Origin of the sequence: Clostridium sp. SM-530-WT-3G, from assembly GCF_012843905.1 — a bacterium.
Taxonomy (GTDB): domain Bacteria; phylum Bacillota; class Clostridia; order Clostridiales; family Clostridiaceae; genus Clostridium.
Map to the genome: position 1 here is coordinate 57,714 of NZ_JABAGC010000011.1, position 24,084 is coordinate 81,797.

Annotated in this window: 24 protein-coding genes, 1 other RNA gene and 1 riboswitch; of the genes, 4 read left to right on the top strand and 21 right to left on the bottom strand. The window is 30.2% G+C overall.

Annotated elements, in window-relative coordinates:
- Window positions 1-66: 66 nt before the first annotated feature.
- A complete protein-coding gene (locus HF850_RS06345; RefSeq protein ID WP_169104623.1) occupies window positions 67-909 on the top strand; it encodes a PHP domain-containing protein in 843 nt (280 codons plus the stop codon).
- A gap of 157 nt (window positions 910-1,066) precedes the next feature.
- Here the strand turns inward: HF850_RS06345 and HF850_RS06350 are convergent, their stop codons facing one another.
- From HF850_RS06350 to HF850_RS06360, 3 genes are read right to left on the bottom strand one after another with little or no spacing between them, the layout of a single operon-like run.
- The gene (locus HF850_RS06350) at window positions 1,067-2,464 is read right to left on the bottom strand and encodes an aminopeptidase (protein ID WP_169104624.1); all 1,398 of its coding nucleotides are present in this window, start codon (window positions 2,462-2,464) and stop codon (window positions 1,067-1,069) included.
- A 27-nt stretch (window positions 2,465-2,491) separates the two neighbouring features.
- A complete protein-coding gene (gene hprK, locus HF850_RS06355) occupies window positions 2,492-3,403 on the bottom strand; it encodes an HPr(Ser) kinase/phosphatase (protein WP_169104625.1) in 912 nt (303 codons plus the stop codon).
- 17 nt (window positions 3,404-3,420) lie between these two features.
- Window positions 3,421-3,606 (bottom strand): DUF896 domain-containing protein, encoded by a 186-nt coding sequence (locus tag HF850_RS06360; RefSeq protein ID WP_169104626.1) that lies wholly within the window; start codon window positions 3,604-3,606, stop codon window positions 3,421-3,423.
- 293 nt (window positions 3,607-3,899) lie between these two features.
- On the opposite strand from HF850_RS06360, the gene HF850_RS06365 reads away from it, so the two are divergent.
- A complete protein-coding gene (locus HF850_RS06365) occupies window positions 3,900-4,136 on the top strand; it encodes a hypothetical protein (protein WP_169104627.1) in 237 nt (78 codons plus the stop codon).
- A 299-nt stretch (window positions 4,137-4,435) separates the two neighbouring features.
- On the opposite strand, the gene ssrS is transcribed toward HF850_RS06365, so the two are convergent.
- The 4 genes from ssrS to HF850_RS06385 form a co-directional block, all read right to left on the bottom strand.
- A non-coding RNA gene (ssrS, locus tag HF850_RS06370) (6S RNA) lies at window positions 4,436-4,626 on the bottom strand.
- A gap of 59 nt (window positions 4,627-4,685) precedes the next feature.
- Window positions 4,686-5,084 (bottom strand): hypothetical protein, encoded by a 399-nt coding sequence (locus HF850_RS06375; RefSeq protein WP_169104628.1) that lies wholly within the window; start codon window positions 5,082-5,084, stop codon window positions 4,686-4,688.
- An 18-nt stretch (window positions 5,085-5,102) separates the two neighbouring features.
- Entirely contained in the window at window positions 5,103-5,348 is a 246-nt protein-coding gene (locus tag HF850_RS06380; RefSeq protein WP_169104629.1) for a DUF1292 domain-containing protein, read from the bottom strand.
- Window positions 5,349-5,698: 350 nt separating this feature from the next.
- A complete protein-coding gene (locus tag HF850_RS06385; protein WP_169104630.1) occupies window positions 5,699-6,241 on the bottom strand; it encodes an ECF transporter S component in 543 nt (180 codons plus the stop codon).
- Window positions 6,242-6,492: 251 nt separating this feature from the next.
- Between HF850_RS06385 and HF850_RS06390 the strand changes: the two genes are divergently transcribed.
- Window positions 6,493-7,641, top strand: coding sequence for a cadherin-like beta sandwich domain-containing protein (locus HF850_RS06390; protein ID WP_169104631.1), 1,149 nt, complete (start codon window positions 6,493-6,495; stop codon window positions 7,639-7,641).
- A gap of 49 nt (window positions 7,642-7,690) precedes the next feature.
- On the opposite strand, the gene HF850_RS06395 is transcribed toward HF850_RS06390, so the two are convergent.
- The 14 genes from HF850_RS06395 to HF850_RS06460 all read right to left on the bottom strand — a co-directional run bounded on the left by HF850_RS06395 (window position 7,691) and on the right by HF850_RS06460 (window position 23,414).
- Entirely contained in the window at window positions 7,691-10,123 is a 2,433-nt protein-coding gene (locus HF850_RS06395; RefSeq protein ID WP_169104632.1) for a homocysteine S-methyltransferase family protein, read from the bottom strand.
- Window positions 10,113-10,796, bottom strand: a complete 684-nt coding sequence (locus HF850_RS06400) for a vitamin B12 dependent-methionine synthase activation domain-containing protein (protein WP_169104649.1) — start codon at window positions 10,794-10,796, stop codon at window positions 10,113-10,115. Before HF850_RS06400 ends, HF850_RS06395 begins: the two co-directional genes overlap by 11 nt.
- Window positions 10,797-10,891: 95 nt before the next feature.
- Window positions 10,892-10,999, bottom strand: a riboswitch (SAM riboswitch).
- A 211-nt stretch (window positions 11,000-11,210) separates the two neighbouring features.
- Window positions 11,211-12,164 (bottom strand): MraY family glycosyltransferase, encoded by a 954-nt coding sequence (locus HF850_RS06405; protein WP_169104633.1) that lies wholly within the window; start codon window positions 12,162-12,164, stop codon window positions 11,211-11,213.
- 289 nt (window positions 12,165-12,453) lie between these two features.
- Window positions 12,454-13,095 (bottom strand): V-type ATP synthase subunit D, encoded by a 642-nt coding sequence (locus tag HF850_RS06410; RefSeq protein ID WP_169104634.1) that lies wholly within the window; start codon window positions 13,093-13,095, stop codon window positions 12,454-12,456.
- Window positions 13,096-13,098: 3 nt separating this feature from the next.
- Window positions 13,099-14,478 (bottom strand): V-type ATP synthase subunit B, encoded by a 1,380-nt coding sequence (locus HF850_RS06415; protein WP_169104635.1) that lies wholly within the window; start codon window positions 14,476-14,478, stop codon window positions 13,099-13,101.
- Window positions 14,471-16,249 carry a V-type ATP synthase subunit A gene (locus HF850_RS06420; protein WP_169104636.1) on the bottom strand — a complete coding sequence of 593 codons (1,779 nt, stop codon included), beginning with the start codon at window positions 16,247-16,249 and terminating at the stop codon, window positions 14,471-14,473. Before HF850_RS06420 ends, HF850_RS06415 begins: the two co-directional genes overlap by 8 nt.
- A gap of 17 nt (window positions 16,250-16,266) precedes the next feature.
- The gene (locus tag HF850_RS06425; protein ID WP_169104637.1) at window positions 16,267-16,578 is read right to left on the bottom strand and encodes a V-type ATP synthase subunit F; all 312 of its coding nucleotides are present in this window, start codon (window positions 16,576-16,578) and stop codon (window positions 16,267-16,269) included.
- On the bottom strand, window positions 16,571-17,572 hold the full coding sequence (locus tag HF850_RS06430; RefSeq protein WP_169104638.1) for a V-type ATP synthase subunit C: 1,002 nt from the start codon (window positions 17,570-17,572) through the stop codon (window positions 16,571-16,573). Before HF850_RS06430 ends, HF850_RS06425 begins: the two co-directional genes overlap by 8 nt.
- A 12-nt stretch (window positions 17,573-17,584) precedes the next feature.
- Entirely contained in the window at window positions 17,585-18,175 is a 591-nt protein-coding gene (locus HF850_RS06435; RefSeq protein ID WP_169104639.1) for a V-type ATP synthase subunit E, read from the bottom strand.
- A 49-nt stretch (window positions 18,176-18,224) separates the two neighbouring features.
- Window positions 18,225-18,719 (bottom strand): V-type ATP synthase subunit K, encoded by a 495-nt coding sequence (locus HF850_RS06440; RefSeq protein ID WP_169104640.1) that lies wholly within the window; start codon window positions 18,717-18,719, stop codon window positions 18,225-18,227.
- Window positions 18,720-18,731: 12 nt separating this feature from the next.
- Entirely contained in the window at window positions 18,732-20,690 is a 1,959-nt protein-coding gene (locus tag HF850_RS06445) for a V-type ATP synthase subunit I (protein WP_169104641.1), read from the bottom strand.
- Window positions 20,677-21,003 (bottom strand): ATPase, encoded by a 327-nt coding sequence (locus tag HF850_RS06450; RefSeq protein WP_169104642.1) that lies wholly within the window; start codon window positions 21,001-21,003, stop codon window positions 20,677-20,679. Before HF850_RS06450 ends, HF850_RS06445 begins: the two co-directional genes overlap by 14 nt.
- A gap of 214 nt (window positions 21,004-21,217) precedes the next feature.
- Complete coding sequence (locus HF850_RS06455) at window positions 21,218-22,885, bottom strand: B12-binding domain-containing radical SAM protein (RefSeq protein ID WP_169104643.1); 1,668 nt, start codon at window positions 22,883-22,885, stop codon at window positions 21,218-21,220.
- Window positions 22,860-23,414 (bottom strand): hypothetical protein, encoded by a 555-nt coding sequence (locus HF850_RS06460; RefSeq protein ID WP_169104644.1) that lies wholly within the window; start codon window positions 23,412-23,414, stop codon window positions 22,860-22,862. Before HF850_RS06460 ends, HF850_RS06455 begins: the two co-directional genes overlap by 26 nt.
- 282 nt (window positions 23,415-23,696) lie before the next feature.
- On the opposite strand from HF850_RS06460, the gene HF850_RS06465 reads away from it, so the two are divergent.
- Window positions 23,697-24,084: transposase (locus HF850_RS06465; RefSeq protein WP_169104650.1), on the top strand; the 388-nt coding region annotated here is incomplete at its 3' end.

Here is a 24,084-nt window from a genome sequence, read left to right on the forward strand (position 1 = left end):
TGATTCTTTTCTTTTGCTATGTTATCATAATATTATTAAATGAAAATTAAATTGGAGGTTTTTCTCATGGTTAAAGTAGATTTCCACACCCATACATCTGCATCAGATGGTATTTTATCGCCTGCTCAAGTTATTGATCGTGCCAAAACTAATGATTTAAAATATTTAGCTATAACTGATCATGACACTTTAAGCGGATTAAATGAAGGAATTTTAGAAAGTTTAAAAAAGGACATAAAATTAATTCCTGGAATTGAATTATCAACTCAGTATAATAATGAAAGTGTTCATATCTTAGGCTTTTTTAAAGGAAATAATTATAAAGATAAGGTTCTTGCTACTGAACTTAGCAAAATAAAAAATCATAGAATTACAAGAGCTCAAGAAATTGTATCAAAATTAAAATCTGAATTTAATATAGTTCTTGATTTTGATAGTATCTTAAAATCAACACCTGATACTATTGCAAGACCACATATTGCCAGAGCTATAATAGATGCTGGATACAATTATACTTTTGAAGAAATATTTGATAACTTTATAGGAAAAGGATGCAAAGCATATGTTCCGACTTTAAAACTATCAACAGAAGATGGAATATCGCTTTTAAAAAAATATAATGCATTAGTATTTTTAGCTCATCCTAAACTTATAAGTAATACTCCTATTTCTGAATTTTTAAATATGGAATTCGATGGCATTGAAGCAATTTACTATCAAAATACAATTGATGAAACAAAATCGTTCATTAAGCTCGCTAATGAAAATAATATGCTTATATCATGTGGTTCTGATTTTCATGGTAATATAGAAACTGATTTACGTCATGGTGACGTAGGATCTGTAGAAATGCCTAAAGAATATTTAACAAAACTATTAGATGCATTAGATATATCTACATCTATCTAATGGATTTACTACATATAAAAAAAGAGGTTTTCTCGAAATATTGAGAAAACCTCTTCCTATATACTAAATAAATAAAACTACAAATTTAAAAGTTATTGAAAATTAAATTTTAAAAAAACACTAGTGGCTAGAATTATATAAATAACTGTTTATAGATTTAAGCTTCTATTAAGAATGCCTTATATCCTCTCATAGTTTCATATATATCAACTTTGCTTGCAATTTCCCATGGAGCATGCATGTTGTGAAGAGCAACTCCACAATCGATAACTTCCATATTATATTGCGCTAAAATGTAAGCGATAGTTCCGCCACCACCTGCATCAACTTTACCAAGTTCAGCAGTTTGATATGAAACATTATGCTTATCCATTATATTTCTAAGTTCAGCCATGTATTCAGCATTAGCATCATTACAGCCAGATTTTCCTCTAGCTCCAGTATACTTGTTGAATACCATTCCCTTTCCAAAGTATGCTGAGTTTTTCTTTTCCATAACTGATGGATAATTTGGATCATACGCAGCACTTACATCTGAAGAAAGCATTTTTGAGTTTGCAAGACATCTTCTAAGTTTAAGATCATTATAGCTTTCCATGCAGTCAATAAGTTCAGCAACTATATTTTCAAAGAATCTTGATTGCATTCCAGTTGCTCCAACGCTTCCTATTTCTTCTTTATCAACTAATAGGCAGCAACAAGTTTTATCAGGATTTTCTATTTCAAACATAGCCATTAATGAAGTATATGAACATACTCTGTCATCATGGCCATAAGCCATAACCATACTTCTATCTAAACCATAATCTCTAGCTTTTCCTGCTGGTACAACTTCAATTTCGGCTGATACAAAATCATCTTCTTCAAAATCATACTTATCTTTTAATATCTTTAATACATTTGCTTTTACAGCATCTTTTTCTTCACCTTCAAGTGGCATGCTTCCAAGAGTAACATTTAAGTCTTCACCTTCAATTACTTTATTAGCCTTTTTATCTAATTGAGCACTTGATAAGTGTACAAGTAAATCTGTAATTCCAACTACTGGATCACATTCATCTTCTCCTATACATATATCAATTACAGTTCCATCTTTCTTTACTACAACACCATGAAGTGCTAATGGTAATGTAACCCATTGATATTTTTTAATTCCACCATAATAATGTGTATCTAAAAATGCTATATCAGTATCTTCATAAAGAGGATTTTGTTTAGCATCTAATCTTGGTGAATCTATATGCGCACCTAAAATTTTAAGACCATTTTCTATTGGTTCACTTCCCACTATAAATAAAGCAATTGTCTTTCCTTTATTATTAGAATAAACCTTATCTCCAGCCTTTAATTTTCTTCCAGCTTTGATTATTTCACTTAAATCTTCATAACCCTCAGCTTTGGCAAGTCTTATAACTTCTTTTACACATTCTCTTTCTGTCTTGCATTCAGACATAAATCTTTTATATCCTTCACAGAAATCAAAAACTTCTTTTACTTTTTCTCCAGAGTATTTGATCCATGCATTTTTATTGTATCCTTTTTTATCATTGCTCATGATTCTAACTCCTTTTTATATAGTTTTCTACAAATCACTTATATTATTCATTCTGCTTTCTATCACATCAACTGGTGATACCTTTGACATTAATGAATATCTATAATTGACTGCAGCTGCTTCAATGATAACAGCTATATTTCTACCTGGGCGAACTGGAACTGTTAATTTCTTAACATCTTTTCCCAAAATATTCATATATTCGTTATCTATTCCAAGTCTATCATAATCATTGTCATCTTTCCAGTGCTCAAAATGCATAACTAATTTTATTTCTTTTTCTTGAACTACTGAACTAAGTCCATAAAGTGTAGTTACATCAATTATACCTATTCCTCTAACCTCAAGCATACCTATAGTAATTTTAGGTGATCTTCCAATAAGCTGTCCATCAATTTCTTTGATATCAACAGCATCATCAGTTACAAGTCTATGTCCTCTCTTTATAAGTTCCAACGCAGTTTCACTTTTACCTATTCCACTTTCACCTGTAATAAGTATTCCTATTCCTGACACATCCACAAGTACACCATGAAGTCTTGTTTCAGGTGCTAATTTATCAGCAAGATATATTGTAGTCTTACTTATAAATTGAGTTGTAACAAGTTTAGTTCTTAAAACCCAAACTTTATGATTCTGTGCTTCTTTTATAAATTCTTCATGAGGTTCTAATCCTCTTGTTATAACTAGACATTTTATATCGAATGTAAAGTATTTCTTTACTCTCTTCTTTCTTAATTCTCTCTGCATATCATCTAAAAAGCTCCATTCAGCTTTTCCTATGACCTGAATTCTTTCTGGTGCAAAATAGTTATAAAAACCTGCAAGTTGAAGCCCAGGCCTGTTTATATCATTTACAGATACATTTATATCTTCACTACCCTCAACAAGTATTTCTAGATTAAAATCATCTATTAATTTTCTAACTGATACTCCCAAAAGTCATCATCCTCTTTTTATTTTTTACGTTTTATACTGTCAAGCTGTGCTCTAAAATTCTTTCTAACATTTCCCAAATATCTTTCTCTAAGTTTAGCTTGCAATTCTTTCTCTTCCGAAGTCAGCTCTCTTTCTTGACTTATCTTATACAGTTCATTTATTTTTGCTGCAACTTCCTCTATTTTCATCTTTTGAATATCCATTTTATATCATCCTTTCTCTTTATATCACTAATTTTACCATTTTGGTACATATAATCAACAATATTTTTTCGACACATTGTAATTGTTTTTATGTTTTTCACTTATAATAACCATTTATATTTTTGTCGCTTTAAAATGTTAAAATTATTGTTTATAACAGGCTATAGCATTGATTCTATAAGCCTTTGCTATTATTTGTCAGCATTTGTATTACGAAAACTTTTTACAATTTTTGTCTTATTCTCTATAATATTAAATAGATTATCGATTTTTTAGTAATATGAGGTGAAATCATGAACTTTTTATCAATTATTAAACTTAAAGCAGATATAATAATAAGAAAAAATTTATTAAATCTTCTTTTAATATTATTTTCTCCAACAAACTCATTAACAGTGTTCTTATCTCAAAATTTAGATAAATATATTGTAAAGCATCAAAAGTTATTATTTTTATCGCATAATAAAGTCAATAATAATACAAAAAATACTTATATAAATAAATCTGTTACTAATAAATTTGTTGCTTAAATTTCTTATACTAATTTCATTAATGCATATATAAAATAATGAAATTTAATATATAAAAATAAATATTTTATACAAGGCCATTTAGTTATATATAGATATAATATCTATATATAGCATAAAATATGGGCTTAATATTCAATAAAAAACTTCATTAATTCCTCTAAAAATATATTTCACCCCACCTAATATATGAGTTTTCATATTAGATGTAATTAAAATTATATAATTTTTTATTTTTTTCATCTTTTGTAAATTTATACAAAAAAACACTTCATTTCTGAAGTGTTACTTTCATAAAAACATTTCCCAACATGCCGTTCACCTATATATTCAATACCTGCGCCTCGCAGGTGGGTTAAGCTCAACTTACTTTTGTCATCTTCCGCCACTTACGTGAATAAATGAAGTCCGACATCCATAAGCATGTTGCAAATCCCGAAAATGTCATGTAGGTTGAATATCATAAGCTTAGCGCACACCTCAGGAAATCTATGCTTTTATTATAGCATAGATATATATTATTTCAATAACATTTAATTACCAATTATTTTAATCTTCGTAATCGTTTAATATATCTTCTAATTCAGCTTCATCCATACTATCTGATACTGACATTATAAACTTAAAGTATCCACTTTCTCCACTTTCCATTCCAAGATCTTTTATAAAGCATTGTACTTCAAATTCATCCATAACATCTTCGATAATTGATTCTGTATTATCAACAGCTATATCCTTTAAATATGGAATATAGTATTCTCTATACCATTCATCACTTTCTTCTTCATAATCACTTTCATCATTAGAATAGTTTTTTGCTGCAGCAAGTTCTTCTTTATCAAAATCATAGTAGAATTTGATAACTACATAATCATTATCTTGTCTTACCTCTTCAACATCAGATAACCCATTTTCTTCTAAATAACTTATGATTTCTGAACTATCCATTGAATTCACCTCATCTTATTAGTATAGTAATTTTTTGTATTCTTTCTTAATTTCCTCAAATTCCTTATCATCTTCAACAAGGTTTAATTCTTCCTTGCCTTCTTCATTTATATCTATTCTAAAAGCAAACATATCATCACTGTCTTCATCTACTGGTGATAATAATAAATATCCTTGTTCTTTAAGATAAATTTTTGCTATCGCCTCAAAATCAACTTTATTTCCTTCTTCGTCTCTAAAAGACATTATTTCCTTTTCTTCCAAAATGTTCACCTCTAATTTTCCGCTTAAAAACACATTCTGTAACACTATTCATTACATTTTACATCTTTAAACTATTCTAACCTTATTATATGATATTTCTCCCTTTTGTCTATACATTTATATAATTTTATAAAGATTTTTATTATTAATTATATTACTATATAATTTTCATAAGAAACCATATATTAGTTAAAAAAGTTTTTTACTTATTCATTTTAATATTTTATTTATTATAATTCTAAATATACATTATTACTAATAATTTAATAATAAAAAATGAGTAATCTAACTAAAATCAGACTACCCACTATATAAATTTTATTGTATACTAATCAGCCTAATAAATTATTCTAATTGATGCTTGATAATTCTCTACCAAAATCCCCAAAAGCATTATATATATTTTTATTTTTTGCTTTTGCAACAGCATTAACTATTACATATGCTATTACGGCATCAACACAATGATGAATCATACTTCCAACTAATGTGACTATTAATGCCCAATCCACAACTATTCCTATAAGTGGAATAACTACAATCATTTCTAAAAATCCATGTATTGGCGCTGTTATTGCAGCTACCATGGTATAATTACAATATTTGCTTATCATTTTAGCACCAATAAACCCGACAATTATATGCATTGCTGCTCTTGCTACTACTGGAGTTGGAAGACCTGATATTATAAATCCAATTGTTGATCCTATTCCAACTACTACTGCTACAAATGGTGATATAAGCATTCCTATCATCATTGGCACATGAGCTGCTATAGTTGCTGAAAATGCAGGTGGTACAAATATTCTTAAAAATCCAAAATAAGTTGGTATTATTATTGCAAGTGCTGTAAGAAGACCTGCATAAACCATTTCTTTTATTCTACTATTCATTATTTATTCCCCCATAATTAAACCATTAAATTCTGTAATGTAAGTAATTAAATATTTAATATAGTAAATACAGATACAAGCTTGTACATTTTTACAATATATATTTTAACTGTATATACACTAGTATACTACTAATAAAATCTTTGTAAATATTTTTTCTTAAATTTTCTTTAATTACTTGACTTATCCTACTATATATTCGTATTATAATATTTGATAGTACAAACTATCATTTTATTACTGATGTAATTTTGGGAGGTATATACAATATTAATTTTAAAAAAATAGCAGCTTTGACTGTTGCTTTCAGTTGCCTGACAACAATCGTTCCATCTACATTATGTATGGGAACTAATGCTGTATACGCTGCAAGCAAAGGAGAACATTTAAGAGGAATAGATTTAGAAACTAATAAAGGAAAAACTATTAATATATATACTAATAAGAAATGTGAAAGTAAATATAGATTAAGTAAGCTTTCTTCTAATGATAACGTTCCAACAGATTTATATGCTAAGATTGCAAGTAATGTAAGCAGAGTTAACTTTGATTCAATCACTGTAGATGATGGATACGACTATAAAATCTTTAAAGGTAGCGATGAAATAGATACTGATACAGATGTAAGAGTAAGCAGTAGCACTACATTTAAAATTAAAATATATGATAAGAATGATTCTTCTTCAGTAGTAGAAACATATTCCTTAAGAATAATTAAAGAATCAGACGATGATGATGAAAATGATAATTATGATAATATCTATTTAGACGATTTATCAATCACTAACAGTAAAGGTAAAAAAGTAAGCTTTTCATTTAAAAAAAATACATCTACATATGACATAGATGTTGATAATGATACAACATATGTTAAAATATACGCTGAACCAGAGTACAATGATTATACTGTAAAAATAGATGGTTCAAGAGTTGATGATGATGATGACTGGACAAAAAAGGTCACTTTAAACGAAGGCAAAAATTCAATTCCTGTAAGAATTAAAGATGATGATGATAATGAAAGAACTTACACTTTAAACATTACTAGAGCCTCAAAAACTCAAACTTCTACTGGTAATAATATAACAAACAATAATACAAATACTACAGTAAAGCCATCTCCAAATACAGTAGCACCTACATTCTCAACAGCTAAATTAGGATGGGTTATGCAAGGAAACAACTGGTACTTTGTTCAACCAGATGGAAAGGCAGCAACTGGATGGGTTTATTCAAACTATAAATGGTATTACATGGATACAAACGGCGTTATGAGAACAGGCTGGGTACAAGTTCCTACAAACAATAAATGGTACTTCTTCGATGGAAGTGGTGCAATGTTGTCTAATACAACTGTTGGTGGATACAGATTAGGTTCTGATGGAGCATGGATTCAATAGTACAAAAAAGTGGACTAAAATAAGTCCACTTTTTATTTTTATATAATTTTTATCCTAATACTACTTTAGCAATCTCTACAGATTCCTTTGCATCTTTGGCATAAAAATCTGCTCCAATCTTTTCAGCATAATCTGGAGTAAGAACTGCACCTCCAACAAATATTTTACCCTTATATCCACTCTTTCTAAGAGCACTTATAGTTTCTTCCATACTTTTAAGTGTTGTAGTCATAAGTGCACTAAGTCCTAAAAGTGACACATCATGTACTTTTGCAGTCTCTACAACTTTTTCTACTGGAACATCTTTTCCTAAATCAATTATTTCATATCCATAATTTTCAAGTATAACTTTAACTATATTCTTCCCTATATCATGAATATCACCTTTTACAGTTGCAAGTACTATTTTTCCTTTTGAAATAGTATTACTACTATTTTTAGCTAATGATTCTTTTAATACATAAAAAGCATTTTTAACTGTTTCAGCAGACTGAATCAGCTGAGGTAGAAATATTTCGCCCTTTTCATATTTAGCCCCCACTTTATCTAATGCCGGTATAAGATATTCATTTACTATATAAAGTTCATCTTTATTTTCTAAAAGCTCTTTAGTACATTGTTTTGCCTCTTCTTTAAGTCCTTTAATAATAACCTCTTTCAAATCACTTTTTGGTGATTTATCATCTTGTATATCTCCTAATTTAGTTTCTACTCCGCTTAATGCTTTACTAGAATCATTTTTTATAGATAATCTAACTTCTACATTTGCATATCTTTCAATATAATGTTCTGCATTCTTATCATAATTATATAGAACATTATAAGTATCTATGACTCTCATCATGCCCTCTGCATTAGGATTCATTATAGGAAGATCCAGTCCATTGGCTAATGCAGAAGCTAAGAATGTTTCATTTATAAATTGCCTATTTGGAAGTCCAAAAGAAATATTTGACACTCCAAGAAGAGTTTTCACATTAAGCTTTTCTTTTACCATTCTTACAGCTTTAAGTGTTTCCTGTACTTCCTTTTGCTGTGCTGATACAGTAAGTACAAGACAGTCTATAAACACATCTTCTCTTCTAATTCCATATTCTTCTGCTCTTTTAATTATTTTTTCTGCAATTTTAAATCTATCTTCAGCTTTAAGTGGAATTCCTTTTTCATCTAAGGTAAGCCCAATTACATTTGCACCATACTTTTTTACTAATGGCAATATCTTATCTAAAACTTTGTCTTCTCCATTTACAGAATTTAATATAGGCTTTCCATTATAATAACGTAATCCTGCTTCTATTGCTTCATGATCAGAAGAATCTATCTGAAGTGGAGTATCTATAATTCCCTGTATTTCCTTAATAACTGCTTGCATCATAACAGGCTCATTTATTTCTGGAAGTCCTACATTTACATCTAATATATGAGCTCCTGCTTCTACTTGTGAAATAGCTTGATTTAATATATAGTCTAAATCATTATTCTTAAGTGCTTCCTTAAATAATTTTTTTCCAGTAGGATTTATTCTCTCTCCTATAATTTTCACACCTTCTACTCTAACTACATTTGAAGGAGTACATACTGATGTGTAATATTTATTATTAAAAATTACAGGCTTTTTATTTTTTACCCTGTTTTTTAATTCTCTTATATACTCAGGAGTAGTGCCACAACATCCCCCTATAATTCTCACACCTAAATCTACAAAACTTGAAAGAGACTCTGCAAACTCTTCTTTTGTAATATCATATATAGTTTCATTACTCTCTGAAATTGTTGGAAGCCCTGCATTAGGCTGTACCATAACTGGAATATGTGCAAGTGAACATATTTCTTCAACAATTGGTGCAAGCTGCTTTGGTCCAAGTGAACAGTTTACTCCAAGTGCATCTACTCCTAATCCTTCTAACACTAACACCATGGCTTCAACACTACATCCAGTAAATGTTCTTTTATTTTCTTCAAAAGTCATTGTACAAAATACTGGAATATTACTGTTTTCTTTTGCTGCTAATATAGCTGCTTTAAGCTCATATAAATCCGTCATAGTTTCAATAATTATTACATCTACACCAGACTTTACACCTTGAATTATTTGACGTTTAAATATATCGTAAGCTTTATCAAAACTTAATGTTCCCATAGGTTCTAAAAGTTCTCCTATAGGTCCTATATCAAGTGCAATATATACATCTTCTTTATTTCCTTTTGCTCTCTTTGCAATTTCTACTGCACTATCTATAGCATCTTCAACTTCAAGGCCACATAATTTAAGTTTACGTTCATTTGCCCCAAATGTATTTGTTGTTATAACATTACATCCGCTTTCTATATATTCTCTATGAACTTCTTCTATTATTTCAGGATTATTTAAATTAAGTAATTCAGGATTTTCCCCTAATTTTAATCCTTTTTTCTGAAGCATAGTCCCCATTGCTCCATCAAATATTAATATATTATCTTGTAAAATTTCTTTAAGCCCCACAATTTTCTCCTTTTCTTCTAAAACTGCAATTTTTATAATTATTACATTCTTGGCAGTTTCTTTCCTTTATTTTAATATTTTTATTTATTATACCTATTATTGCTGTTACAGACTTTCTTGGAAATAGCAAGAAATTTTCAGATGTGGTAAGTCCAATTTTCTTCTGTGCATCTAAAACATTTAGGAAATTTTTTTGAATATCTAAAGGAAGATCTCCATAACCTGGACTATATCTAAAAGTAATATTCATATTTTTCTCCTGTACATATTTCCTTATTTCGTTTTCCACCATATCACAAACTTCTTCAATAGCTGTTGTTGCACATGCATCTAGTATAATTCCTTTGGTAAGATTTATTCTCTCATACACTCTTGTTTTTCTTTCAATTTCATTTCCTAATGTAACTGCCATAAGTACACATTCTGTTGAATTTTTAAGATGTCTTTTTATATCATTACCTTCTAAAATAAGACTTGTTCCTTCAACCTTTATGCCATCCTCTATTTCCTCTACTTTTCTGTAACTATAAGTGAATCTCGGTGAAATTATATGTATAACTTCTCTTCTACATTCATCTATAAGATTCATCATATCTTCATTGATTACCTGACCATTATGCCCTAAGTACCTCAATACTTCATCTTTATTAATTTTTAAATTAGAAAAATTAATATAAATCACCACCTTTTTTATTTTTTCTGAATGAAGTATTATAATATAACAAAAGCCCAAAGGTATTTCCTTCAGGCTCTGCCACTTATAAAAACACCTTATCTGTCAGCTTTCACTGCAGGAATTAGCACCATATACCTCTTGATTAAAATATTGGTTGCTGGGCTTCACAGGGCCAGTCCCTCCACCACTCTTGATAAGTCTCATATTATTTGATATTATATATCAGTCCTCATTTTTTGTAAAGAGTGCAATATTTAGTATAAAGTTTAATAATTATTGTCTATGTATTAACTTTAATAAACTTAATATTTACACCAAGATTTAGAATAATTAATATAAAAAATTTCTTTATGTAAGTTAGTTTACTTATGTAGATTATTTTATTATTTAATGTAAAAATATAGATTCATTTTATCTTTTTATCAAAAGTAATACTATTGATAACACACTAAACGCTAGACTTATAAGCATTATACAATTTACTACCTGAGTTGTTGAAAATCCCCTTTCTTCAAGTCTATAATGAATCTGACTCCTATCTGCTTGATATACAGGCTTTCCTTCAGTAAATCTCTTGAATATTACGAATAAGTTATCAAAAATAGGTACAGCAAGTGCTAATATAGGTATGAACAAGCTCATTACTGTTGCTTGCTTAAATGCACCATCTAATGCTGTAATACTTAAAATAAATCCCAAGAAATTAGCTCCTGAATCCCCCATAAATACTTTAGCCGGATACTTATTATAATATAAAAATCCTATTATTGCTCCTGCCAATATTATTGATACTAAAGCTGATGGATCCTGTTGATCAAGTATTAAAGCTGCAACAAAAAATGTTCCTGCAGAAATAAGAGATAATCCTCCCGCTAAACCATCTTTCCCATCTGACCAGTTAATTACAGTAGTAACCCCAAATATCCATGTTATAGTTAGTATAAACTGAATTGTTTTGCTAAGTTCTATATACTGTGAAGTAAATGGATTTGTAAAGCCTACAAAAGCAATACCAGAATTAAATATTAATACTGCCGAAAACAACTGAATCGCAAGTCTTGGAAATATAGGAAATTCTTTTCCTTTAGTCTTATAATAATCATCTACAAGTCCAATAATCAAAATCAATGTTGAAGTCACAAATATAACTATCTGCTGCTTCAAATCATCTCTTACAAATATGAAATAAGAAATAAAAAAACCTATATATAGTGCAATTCCTCCACACAATGGCTTTGGAGTTTTATGCTGCTTTCTCTTACTAGGTTTATCAGTAAATTCTAACTTATGAGATAGTTTCATAAGGAATGGCATGGTAGCAAAACACACAACAAGTGAAACGACCATTGCTAAAACATATTTCATCTTATCTACTCCTTAGTTAAAATCATCAAATTAATAATTTTATATTGTAATTTTCTATTATTTTCACTTCTTTGATTATACTATTAATACCAGCTTATATCAATTACAAAATTCTTAAAGTTTCAGGCAATTAAAAAGCTTATGCCCTATTAATTAAATACTCTAATAAATTAAAAATAGTATATTTTTATCCAATAACAAACAAGGAGTACTACTTACTTGTAGTACTCCTATTAATCTAAGATTGTATTAATAAACCACATTTCTATACTTTATTACAATCCCAAATTTATCCTCTCTGTTCGATCATACTCTTAACCTTCATTAATCTAGTTGTAGCAGATCTTTCATTTTCATCAAGTCTCATTCTAATGTACTTTATAGTCTCTTGAAGTTGAGGTATTGTCATATATTCAAGAGCATTAACTCTTCTTCTAGTACTTTCAATTTCGTCAGCCATTAATTGACATGACTTTTCTACTTCTGCAAGTTCTAGTAATTGTGGAAGAATTCCATAAAGTTTTGAAAGTGTATCGTCAAGTTCTGAAGAGGTATTTGCAAATCCATATGGATATATGCTTCCTTCATCTCCTTCAAGTTGTCTCTTGAAGTTCATTACAGGAACAGATACACTCATTACATTCTTTTCTCCAACTTCAACAGAAATCTTTTCTTTAGGATAAATGATAGCTTCTTCTAAGAATTCAGAACTCATTACAGCTCTAGCCATAACGAAATCCTTAAGAGAACTTTGAAGATTTTCTTCAACCTCTTTTCTTAGCTTATTGTTATACTTAACAAGGTTAATGAATTGTCTCATTAATTCGTCTTGTTTATCCTTTAAAAGCTTATGACTTCTAGTAGATGTCGCAAGTCTTTTCTTTAGCTTAGAGAGTTCCATTCTCGTAGGATTGACGTTTAACTTAGCCATAGACTATTCTTCCTCTCTTGGCAGATATTTTTCAAGATATTCGTCTCTGATTCTCTTAAGTTCTGTTCTTGGAATCATTTTTAATAATTTCCATCCAAGATCAAGTGTTTCTTCAATACTTCTGTTTGTATTGAATCCTTGAGAAACATATTCTTTTTCGAAAGCTTCTGCGAATTTAGCTAACTTCTTATCTGTTTCAGATAATGCTGATTCACCTAAGATAGCTGATAATTCTTTTGCTTGTTTACCTTGAGAATATGCTGCAAATAATTGGTTCATAGTATCAGCATGGTCTTCTCTAGTCTTTCCTTTACCTATACCCTTATCTTTAAGTCTTGAAAGTGATGGTAAAACATCGATAGGTGGCATTAAACCTTTCTTGTATAATTCTCTTGAAAGGATAATTTGACCTTCTGTAATATATCCAGTTAAGTCTGGAATTGGGTGAGTCTTATCATCTTCAGGCATTGTAAGTATAGGAATTTGAGTTATAGAACCTTCTTTTCCTGTGATTCTTCCTGCTCTTTCGTATAAAGTAGAAAGGTCAGTATATAAGTAACCTGGATATCCTCTTCTTCCTGGAACTTCTTTTCTAGCGGCAGATATTTCTCTTAATGCTTCGGCATAGTTAGTGATATCTGTCATGATAACAAGTACTTGCATTCCTTTTTCATATGCTAAGTATTCAGCACAAGTAAGTGCCATTCTTGGAGTAGCTATTCTTTCGATAGCTGGGTCAGATGCTAAGTTCATAAATAGAACTGATCTGTCGATCGCACCTGTCTTTTTAAATTCATCAACGAAGAATTCAGCTTCTTCGAATGTGATACCTATAGCTGCGAACACGATCGCGAACTTAGAATCTGAATTTAAAACTTTCGCTTGTCTTGCTATTTGTGCAGCAAGCTCTTGGTGAGGTAAACCTGATGCTGAGAAAACAGGTAACTTTTGTCCTCTAACTAGAGTATTAAGTCCATCAATAGCAGAAACACCTGTTTGAATAAATTCTGATGGGAAATCTCTGGCCATTGGGTTTATAGCTTCACCATTTATATCAACTCTTTTTTCTGGAATGATTTCTGGACCATTATCATTTGGTCTACCCATTCCATCGAATACTCTACCAACCATATCTTCTGATACGCCTAGTTCAAGTGGTCTTCCTAAAAATTTAGCCTTAGTACCTTTTAAGTTTATACCAGTAGATCCTTCGAAAATCTGAACCATAGCTTTTGATCCGTTGATTTCAAGAACCTTACCTCTTCTTTTTTCACCAGTGTGAAGTTCAATATCAACTAATTCATCGTATTTAACACCTTCAACACCATCAACAACCATTAAAGGGCCAACAACTTCTGTAACTGTTCTATACTCTTTAAGCATTTGTAACCCCTCCCTTACTTATTAGGTCATCAATTGCAGCATGTAAATCCACACCAATTTGATCTATTTTATCAAGATCTTTTTCGTGTATGTACTTACTTCTAGCAATTCTATCTTTTAAATCTTCCATAGCCATTATATCGCTTAAGTAAACTCCAGCTTCTAATGCTCTTTCTGCTTCATGTTTGTATCCTAAGATAAGACTTAACATCTTATATTGTTTCTTTAATGATGTATAAGTATCAACTTCGTGGAAACCATTTTGTTGTAAATAGTCTTCTCTTATTGACTTAGCTACATCTAATTTTAATCTATCTTTTTCAGATAATGCATCAATACCAACAAGTCTTACGATTTCTTGTAATTGAGCTTCATCTTGAAGTATAGTCATAGCTTCTAATCTTAAAGCTCCCCAGTCTGGTGCAACATGTTCATCCATCCAGTTATCAATTGTATCTTGATATAATGAGTATGAAGTTAACCAGTTAATAGTTGGGAAGTGTCTTTGATATGCAAGTTGTGCATCAAGACCCCAGAATACTTTAACTATTCTTAATGTACCTTGTGATACTGGTTCAGAAATATCTCCTCCTGGAGGTGATACTGCACCAATTGCAGTGATTGAACCTTGTCTTCCATCATTACCTAGACATTCAACTTTACCAGCTCTTTCATAGTAGTCAGCAAGTCTTGATCCAAGGTATGCTGGGTAACCTTCATCCCCTGGCATTTCTTCAAGTCTACCAGACATTTCTCTTAATGCTTCTGCCCATCTTGAAGTAGAGTCAGCCATGATTGATACTGAATATCCCATATCTCTGAAGTATTCAGCTATAGTGATACCTGTATATATAGAAGCTTCTCTGGCAGCAACTGGCATATTTGAAGTATTTGCTATAAGAACTGTTCTCTTCATTAGAGATTCACCAGTCTTAGGGTCGATTAGTTCTGGGAATTCATTAACAACGTCTGTCATTTCGTTACCACGTTCTCCACAACCAACGTAAACAACTATTTCAGCATCTCCCCATTTAGCAATTTGGTGCTGAGTAACTGTCTTACCAGCTCCGAATGGTCCTGGGATAGCAGCTGCTCCACCCTTAGCTACAGGGAAGAATGTATCGATAACTCTTTGACCAGTTAACATTGGTTCTTTAGGGTTGATTTTTCTCTTATATGGTCTACCCTTTCTTACTGGCCACTTTTGCATTAATTGAACTTCTTTATCTCCATCTTTAGTTTCAACTACTGCAACTGTTTCAACAACAGTAAAACTTCCGCCTTTAATTTCTTTAATTTTACCTGAAATTCCTACTGGAATCATGATTTTTTGTAAAACAACTGGAGTTTCTTGAACTGTTCCAATAATATCTCCTGGTTCTACCATATCTCCTACTTTAGCAGTTGGATTGAATTCCCACTTCTTTTCTCTATCTAATGAAGGAACTGTAACACCTCTTATTAGGAATGGTGATTTAGCAACCTCCATAAATTTATCTAGTGGTCTTTGAATTCCGTCAAACATGGCTTCCATAAGTCCTGGTCCAAGTTCAACACTTAATGGCTCTCCAGTAGTAACAACTGGATCCCCAGGTCCGATTCCTGATGTTTCTTCGTAAACCTGGATAGAAGCCTTATCGCCTCTCATATCGATGATTTCACCGATAAGCCCTTTTTCTCCAACCTTACAAACGTCTTGTATATTAGCTTCATCCATACCTTCAGCAACAACTAATGGTCCTGAAACTTTAATTATCTTTCCGGTCTTCACCTTACATACCTACCTTTCTATAAAATATTCATACCGACAGCTTTTTCAACGTTATCGCTGATTCTTTGCATACCTATATTTAATGTTCCTTGATTGCTTGGAATTAATATAATAGCTGGAAGTACTGCTTTATTATATCTTTCAATAGTTTCTTCGATATTTTGAGCTACATGCTCAGTTACGAATATAACTGCATAATCGTTTTTTGCTAATGTATCGATAGTCTTCTTAGCTTCATCTGCTTCAATTACTGGAAAAACATCAATTCCAAGAGCTTTGAATGCTAAAACTGAATCCTTATCTCCTACAACACCTATTTTCTTAAACATAAATATCACGCAGCCTTTCTCTTACTACTTCTGCAGAAATATTATTGAGTTTGCCAACCATTATTATCCTTATAATCTTGATTTCTGTTTCCTTAGCATAAATATAAGCCAATAGTGGTTCAACACCAAATGGTATAATCTTTGCATCCTTCATCATGCTCATCACATAGTTGTCAGCAAGTTTTTCAAATAAACTTACTGAACCATTCTTAGTATATTCTTCTATACCAGTTCTTACGAAATCAGCATAATTTGTGAATGCAAGCTTAGTTACGATATTTTCTGGAGTATCGTTCAGCATACCTAGTAGCTTATCTTTATCTATTGAACCACCTTCAATTATAACAGAAGTAAAGAATTCTCTTCCTTTATGTTGCTTTTTAACTCTTAAAAGAGTCTTTAAGTTTGTAGAATCAACTAACGCATCTACATACTTATCAACAAAAGTATCATTGATTTCTTTTTTAATTTCTACTAATGCTTTAAACATATATCTATCTAATATAACATCGATCATTTGAGGATCCTTAGTAGTTTCAAAATCAGCCTTTGCTTCTTCTACAGCTTCTCTCATAGTATGAGGTAAGTCTGAAAGATTTCCATTTTCTATCATAACTTTTAATTCATTAGCGTTTATTGTACCCACATTCATTAAAAGATATGATAAATCTTGGTTTAAAAACATTCCTTTTAAAATTACTTTTATGTTTTGATAGTCATATTTAATGCTCATTAAATCTACAAGAGATTTAACTGGGCTTATTTCGTACATTACAGTGAATAATCTTTTTAATTCTTCACTTAAAACTACTTCATAATCTTCTGCCCTTTTAACATTTGTCATAACATTGGCATACTCTGTTTCTTGAAGAACTTTTAATGCTTCATCCGCAGAATGAGAATCTATCATTCTATCGATTTTTGCTTTATCAAGGAGTTTTGTCTCGTATACCCTTATTCTAGGGATAACTTGACTAAATTGCATTCCATCCATTGGTTAACCTCCTTAACTAAACAACACTCTTGCTACTTCTAGACTTAAATCATCCTTTAGTGAACTAACTAAAGCTTCAAAAGTATTATTTATTTCTATGCCATTTTGTTCTAAGATGAATCCACCTTTAAACTTGCCAGTTTCATCACTTAATTTTATATTGGCTTTATTTCCAAGTGCTGTATTAATTTCTGCAACAAACGCTTCATTAATAGCTTTCTTTCCTACTTCATTTAATATAAGGTTTTGAGTTCCTTCTATATTACTATTTAAAATTACTTCTTTAATGAATCCTTTTAAATCATCAGCAGAACAGTTTGAAAGTTCCTTAACGCTTGTTTCGAAAACTTCTTTAATTACTTTTTGTTTTGCTTCTAATTTTTCATTTCTAGCATGCAATTCTGCTCCTGAAATGATTCTTTCTTTTCTAGATGCGGCTTCTCTTTCAGCTCTTTCTAATATAGTTTTTTCTTCTATATTAGCTTCTCCAACTTTTTTGCTAAGGATTTTATTTCTTTCTTCCTCAGCATCATTTAAGATGACTGCCTTTTTATCTTCTGCATCTTTTAAGATTTTAGAAGTTAAATTATTTAAGTTAGACATTCTCTTCACATCCTCATCTTAATACTACTTAACTATTTATAAATATTTATTATGCTATAGTTGATGCAGCATTTACTAATAAGAATGATACAACGAATCCTAATAATGCATAAGTTTCAACCATGGCAGCTAATACCATACCTTTAGTTGTATGTTCTGGGTTTTTAGCTAAGATTTGAATACCAGCAGCTGAAGCTTTACCTTGAGCTATTCCTGACCATAAACCACAGATAGCGATTGGTAAACAAGCAAATAATAAGTATAAACCTTGAGCTAATGTAGTACTAGTGCTTAATTGGAAAAATGCTAATAATCCAATAACGAAACCATAAAGACCTTGTGTACCTGGTAATAATTCAAGAACTAATGCTTTACCGAATTTTTCTGGTTGTTCTGATAATAATCCAGCAGCGCTTTGACCTACAATCCCAACACCTTTAGCTGATCCAATACCTGACATACCTACTGCAATTGCAACTCCTAGTGCACCAAACACCATACCTCCAAAATTTTCTACGAAATAGTTAATCCAACTCATTTCCATTTTAATATCCTCCTACTCTCTAGTTAAATTTATATATTCATTTTTTGTTTCAAATGGCTTAAATGCTTTTCCGCCACCTTCATAGAATTTTCCGAAATATTCAACATAAGTTAATCTTAATGTGTGAACATATCCACTTAATAATGATAATAATAAGTTTACTGTTTGGAAAATTACAAATATTAATGGACCTACTAAGAATGTTCCAATTGGTCCTGGCACCATTCCCATAATTAAGTTTACGGCACCTGCAATAGATCCTCCTGAAAGCCCTATAGCCATAAGTCTTGTATAAGAAACTAAATCTCCCACATAACTTGTAACACCATATAATTCATATAAACCTGAACCTATTTTACCACCAGCACTTGCTGCACTTCTTCCTTGAGTAAGTACAATAGCTACAGCTCCTAAAATAGATCCCCATTTTCCTATTGTTTCACATACTGGTATCTTAAGCATTATACCTGCTGCTAATAATCCAAGTGAAACTAACATAAGTAACCATGATCCTGAATCCATTAAGGCATCCTTTGGCTTTCCTAATTTAATTAGCACATATGCTTTTACACATAATGCAAATACAATTTGAATTGCACCAAAAGCTACAGATAATGCTAATATAGTCATTACATCACTTGATGTATCTAATAGTCTTGGAATTTTATCCTTAAATAAATCTCCAAAGAACGCACCATAAATTGCACCAAATACAATTGTTGGGTAGCTTAAGTAATGGAAAAATTTAACCATTCTCTTAGTGCCTGCGTCAAACTTAAAGAACTTAAGTGCAAATAATGTTCCTATTAACATAAGAAGTCCATATCCCATATCTGCTACCATCATTCCAAAGAAAATCAAATAGAATGGTGTAACGATTGGTGTTGGGTCAATCTCATTGTACTTTGGTAATGCGTACATTGATGTAACATCTTCAAATGCTGAATTTAAATCATTATTTTCTAATGCTATTGGTACATCATCAATTTCTTCTTCTTTTACATCTTCGAAGTTTAAGTAATAATCTTTACCTAAAACTTCATCAGCAATTTTAGTTAATTTTTCATTTTGCTTAACTGGTACCCATCCTTGGATTAATGATACCTTTTCCGTCTTTAAGAATTTAGTAGAAATGCTCTTTCTTGCAACTAAATTAGTAAAGTACTCATAAGCTAATTGTAATTGTTTTTGTTCTTCTTCGAACCCTGCTAATTCTTCTTTAATAATGAACTTATTAGAATCAATATTAATTATTCTGTCATTATAATTATGAATTAGCTTTAGAGGAGTATCCTTTTCCTCAGTTTTAAAAGGTGTAAATCCAAATCCTCTAAGTACCTCGCTTACGCTTTCAGTATTATCCTTATTACATAATGCTAATACATAAGTATCGTGAGTATCCTTTGATATCACTTCAACGTAACAATCATTTAAGTCACTCATTAAAGCTTCTTCATATTGATTTGAAACGCTTCCTAAGAAATATGAAGTTTCTTTAAGGTCATCTAATGAACCTAAACTTGCATCAAAGTTTTCATAAGGACGTAAACTGTCTACTATTCCTTGTAACTTTGTTTTTTCATTTTCTAACTTAGCAATTTCTTCTTCTTTAGCTTTAACTTTGTCATAAATTTCTTCCCAATTGCCTTCTTGAACTCTCTTTGATAATTCTTCTAAGCTTAGAGAAAGTTTTCCTTGACGCAAAGCCTTAAATGATGATTGCTTAGGCACATAGCTATTTAAAAATTGTAGGGCAAATTTAACCTTTGATAATTGCTCTTCCCACTTTGTTATATCAGAATCAACTACATCTTTAGTTAAATCTTTAAGAGTATCATTACTTTCTAAAAGATTTTCATCTTGAAGATCAATGAATTCAGCATTTGAAAAACCTTGTAATTTTTCAAGTAATGCTTCTTTTTCTGATTCAAAGGCTAACAAAGTGAACTTATTCATTTTAACTATTGCCATGAATCTTCACTATCCTCTCAACCACTAATTTAACAGCATTAATCTTTTTATCTTCAGATATATTTAATATATCTGAAGCTTCCTGTCTGCCTTTTGCCAATATTGGTTCTGCTTCTTTATTCCCCATATCGACTGCTTTGCTAATAAGGTCATTAGCTTTTTCTTTTGCTTTTGCTATCACATCATCATATTGCTTTTGTGCTTCACTTTTAGCTTTTTGAACCATGTTCTTTGCTTCACTTGTAGCATTTCTCACAATTTCATCTGCTTTAGCTTCAGTTTGTTTAATCTCTTCGATTGCTTGTAATGCCAAAATATCACCACCTTTAATGCCTTCAATGTAAATAAAAAAAGAAAAATAATATATATTAATACTTTATATAGTATTAATTACTTTGTACTTGTCTTATTATACACTTTGTATGTATATATTTCAACAATTTCAACCAAAAAAACAATTAACAGATTTGTAATTTTGAATAAATAAAATTTCGCCTGCTTTTCACATTTTTATATTTTACAGCAGTTTATATTGCATATTTTATGTTTATATATTTACCATCATTATTAAATAGATAATAAAAATCACCTTCCACAATTCTGTTATTCTTTGTATACTCATATAGATCAATATTGAACTTTTCTAAATAATATTCCTTAAATGAATACTCACTGCGATACTGATCTTTTATAGCCTTTTCTGTTTCTCTATCAATATTTGTTCTTAGAAAATCAGGAAGCCCTCTTTTTTTATTATATAATAAATAATTGAATTTAACTATTTCATTTATATATTTATTACTTTCATTAAGTACTTCACTATTGAAATCTAAAAATACCTTATAATATTCTATGTTCCCTATGTTTTTATTAAAATATCCTTTATTTTCAAAATAAGTACCTAACTCATAATAAAAATCAAATGGTTCACTGAACTTATCCTCAAAATATCGAATAATGTAATTGAATTTTTGCGAGTTATAATACTTATCGACCATTTCTTCTACTTTCTTTAGTTTTAAAATATTTTGATATGTAATCTTGTCGGTTTTTAGTATTTCATACGGAGGATATGGCGAGTATTTCATTCCATATTTATCTGCTTCCTCCCTCATTGAGGATCCTTTCAAAAGCTTTAAAAATCCAAGTTGAATTTCTTCTGGCCTTATACTGTATACATTATTAAAGGATATTTTAAATGATTCATAATCTTCTCCTGGAAGTCCTGCTATAAGATCTAAATGCTGCTTTATATTCTTTATAGACATCAATTCTTCAACTTTTTCTCTAATATCACTAAAATTTACGAATCTATTTATATTTCTAAGTACATCATCATTTGTTGTTTGTACTCCAACTTCAAATTGAAATCTATTTTCTGGAGCATTTGATAACAGTTTTATCTCTTCATCATTCAAAATATCCGCTGAAATTTCAAAATGAAAGTGTGTATCAGTATCAGCTTTTATTAAGAAATCCCATATTGCCATTGCAAATTTATGGTTACAATTGAATGTTCTATCTACAAATTTCACAAGTTTTACTTTCTTTTTTATAAAGTATTGAAGCTCATTTAACACTCTATCTATATCCAAAAATCTTACGCCATGACTTGTAGACGAAAGACAATATTTACAATTGAATGGACATCCTCTTGAAGCTTCATAATATACAATTTTATTATTCAAATTTTCATCCTCTTCATAAGGAAACACAATTTCATCCATAGACATAAGCGGTCTCTTTTCATTAGTATACACTTGATTATCCTTTTTGTAATGAAGGCCACGTACCTCTTCTATTTTCATTTTACCAAGTTTATATGAAATAAAATCCCTATAAGTCTTTTCGCCTTCACCTTCTATTACATAGTCTCCCACATTTTCTTTTAGATATGTTCTTGAATCAAATGATACTTCCGGTCCCCCATATAATATTTCAATGTTAGAATCTACATTTTTTATTAAATTCGATAACCTAGATATCATTTCAACATTCCATATATAAGTTGAAAAAGCTACAACGTCTGGTTCTTCTCTAATTATTTCTTCAAGTATCCTTTCTTCTCTGTCATTTATGCTAAATTCTTTTATTTCAACACAGTAATCCATATCTTTAGTAAAACTCTTTAAATATCTTACTGCAAGGTTGCTGTGTATATACTTCGAGTTAACTGCTGTAAGTAACACCTTCATTTTTTGATATCTCCTCTTCTTTCACTTTCTCATTTAGCTTTTTTCCTTTTATAAAAAAAATATCTTCCCATGTTTTAGTTTCCTCTATCTTGAAATATTTTTCAAGAATTTTTTTTATTTCTTCTAGATTTGAACTGGATAGTAAATTAATATTTTTAAATGTAAATTCTTTAATACTATCTCTAGGCAATATTACTTTTATCTTATTGTTAAATATCTTCCCCCTTTCCTTGTTTATATCCCATATTAATATTTCCCCATCATCCTTTAGATATTCCAAAACATCCCTAATCACTTTCTCTCTTTCAATATTTGTCCAAAAATGATTTAGTTCAAAAAAGAAAGTACATGCATCATATTTTCTATCCTTTAATTCTATCTTACTATCATTGTCAATATAATCAAGACTAAGCTCATCCTCTATATCTTTAGATAAATTATATATAACTCCAAGATTCTTTTCACCAACATCAAGTATATCACCCTTTAATTCTACATCCTCCATATTAATAACTAATGTTTTTCCCATCCTTAAGCCTCCAAAATATTATTTTATTATCTTCCAACTTAGTGTCCATACTTCTTAACTCATATGTTTCTATATTAAGTTTAAATGCAAATTACTACATTACACTTACCCTTTAATTATATTCCTTATTTTACCATTTCTTTTCATTTAATAAAATACCAATTAATTATTCTCAAAAACAAGGGGCTGTATCAAAACAAGTTTGATACTAGCCGATAAAAAAGAGAATTCATAAATTTGAATTCTCTTTTTTGCGCATAATATTAATATGAAAAAAACAATATTATACCTATCCATCAGATAGGTTTCCCAATAAGTTTCGAAAATATTATACCTGATGATGATTCAGTAAGAATGCTTTATGATGTTATGGAGGGATTATATTATACAGAATTAAACAAAACTTACTCTACTATTGGTATAAATCCAGAACTCTTACCTGAAACCATGTTTGCAATTATAGTCTATGGATATATGGAAGGAATATATTCAAGCCGCGCTCTTGAAAAGGTATGTAAAAGAGATATAAATTTCAAATGGCTTTTACAAGGTCAAGAGCCACCAACACACAATTCTATAGATAGATTTAGACATGAGCGATTAGCGCAATGTATAGAGAATTTGTTCAATCAATTTATAAAAAAGCTTAGAGAACTTGATGAAATACAAT

Bases quoted from the DNA above. Each gene is read 5' to 3' on its own strand.
- HF850_RS06415 (WP_169104635.1), bottom strand. From the start codon at position 14,478: ATGCTTAAAGAGTATAGAACAGTTACAGAAGTTGTTGGCCCTTTAATG.
- HF850_RS06425 (WP_169104637.1), bottom strand. From the start codon at position 16,578: ATGTTTAAGAAAATAGGTGTTGTAGGAGATAAGGATTCAGTTTTAGCA.
- HF850_RS06460 (WP_169104644.1), bottom strand. From the start codon at position 23,414: ATGGGAAAAACATTAGTTATTAATATGGAGGATGTAGAATTAAAGGGT.
- HF850_RS06385 (WP_169104630.1), bottom strand. From the start codon at position 6,241: ATGAATAGTAGAATAAAAGAAATGGTTTATGCAGGTCTTCTTACAGCA.
- HF850_RS06410 (WP_169104634.1), bottom strand. From the start codon at position 13,095: ATGGCTAAGTTAAACGTCAATCCTACGAGAATGGAACTCTCTAAGCTA.
- HF850_RS06430 (WP_169104638.1), bottom strand. From the start codon at position 17,572: ATGGATGGAATGCAATTTAGTCAAGTTATCCCTAGAATAAGGGTATAC.
- HF850_RS06375 (WP_169104628.1), bottom strand. From the start codon at position 5,084: ATGGATAGTTCAGAAATCATAAGTTATTTAGAAGAAAATGGGTTATCT.
- HF850_RS06345 (WP_169104623.1), top strand. From the start codon at position 67: ATGGTTAAAGTAGATTTCCACACCCATACATCTGCATCAGATGGTATT.
- HF850_RS06440 (WP_169104640.1), bottom strand. From the start codon at position 18,719: ATGGAAATGAGTTGGATTAACTATTTCGTAGAAAATTTTGGAGGTATG.
- HF850_RS06350 (WP_169104624.1), bottom strand. From the start codon at position 2,464: ATGAGCAATGATAAAAAAGGATACAATAAAAATGCATGGATCAAATAC.
- HF850_RS06365 (WP_169104627.1), top strand. From the start codon at position 3,900: ATGAACTTTTTATCAATTATTAAACTTAAAGCAGATATAATAATAAGA.
- HF850_RS06445 (WP_169104641.1), bottom strand. From the start codon at position 20,690: ATGGCAATAGTTAAAATGAATAAGTTCACTTTGTTAGCCTTTGAATCA.
- HF850_RS06360 (WP_169104626.1), bottom strand. From the start codon at position 3,606: ATGGATATTCAAAAGATGAAAATAGAGGAAGTTGCAGCAAAAATAAAT.
- HF850_RS06405 (WP_169104633.1), bottom strand. From the start codon at position 12,164: ATGAAATATGTTTTAGCAATGGTCGTTTCACTTGTTGTGTGTTTTGCT.
- HF850_RS06435 (WP_169104639.1), bottom strand. From the start codon at position 18,175: ATGTCTAACTTAAATAATTTAACTTCTAAAATCTTAAAAGATGCAGAA.
- HF850_RS06455 (WP_169104643.1), bottom strand. From the start codon at position 22,885: ATGAAGGTGTTACTTACAGCAGTTAACTCGAAGTATATACACAGCAAC.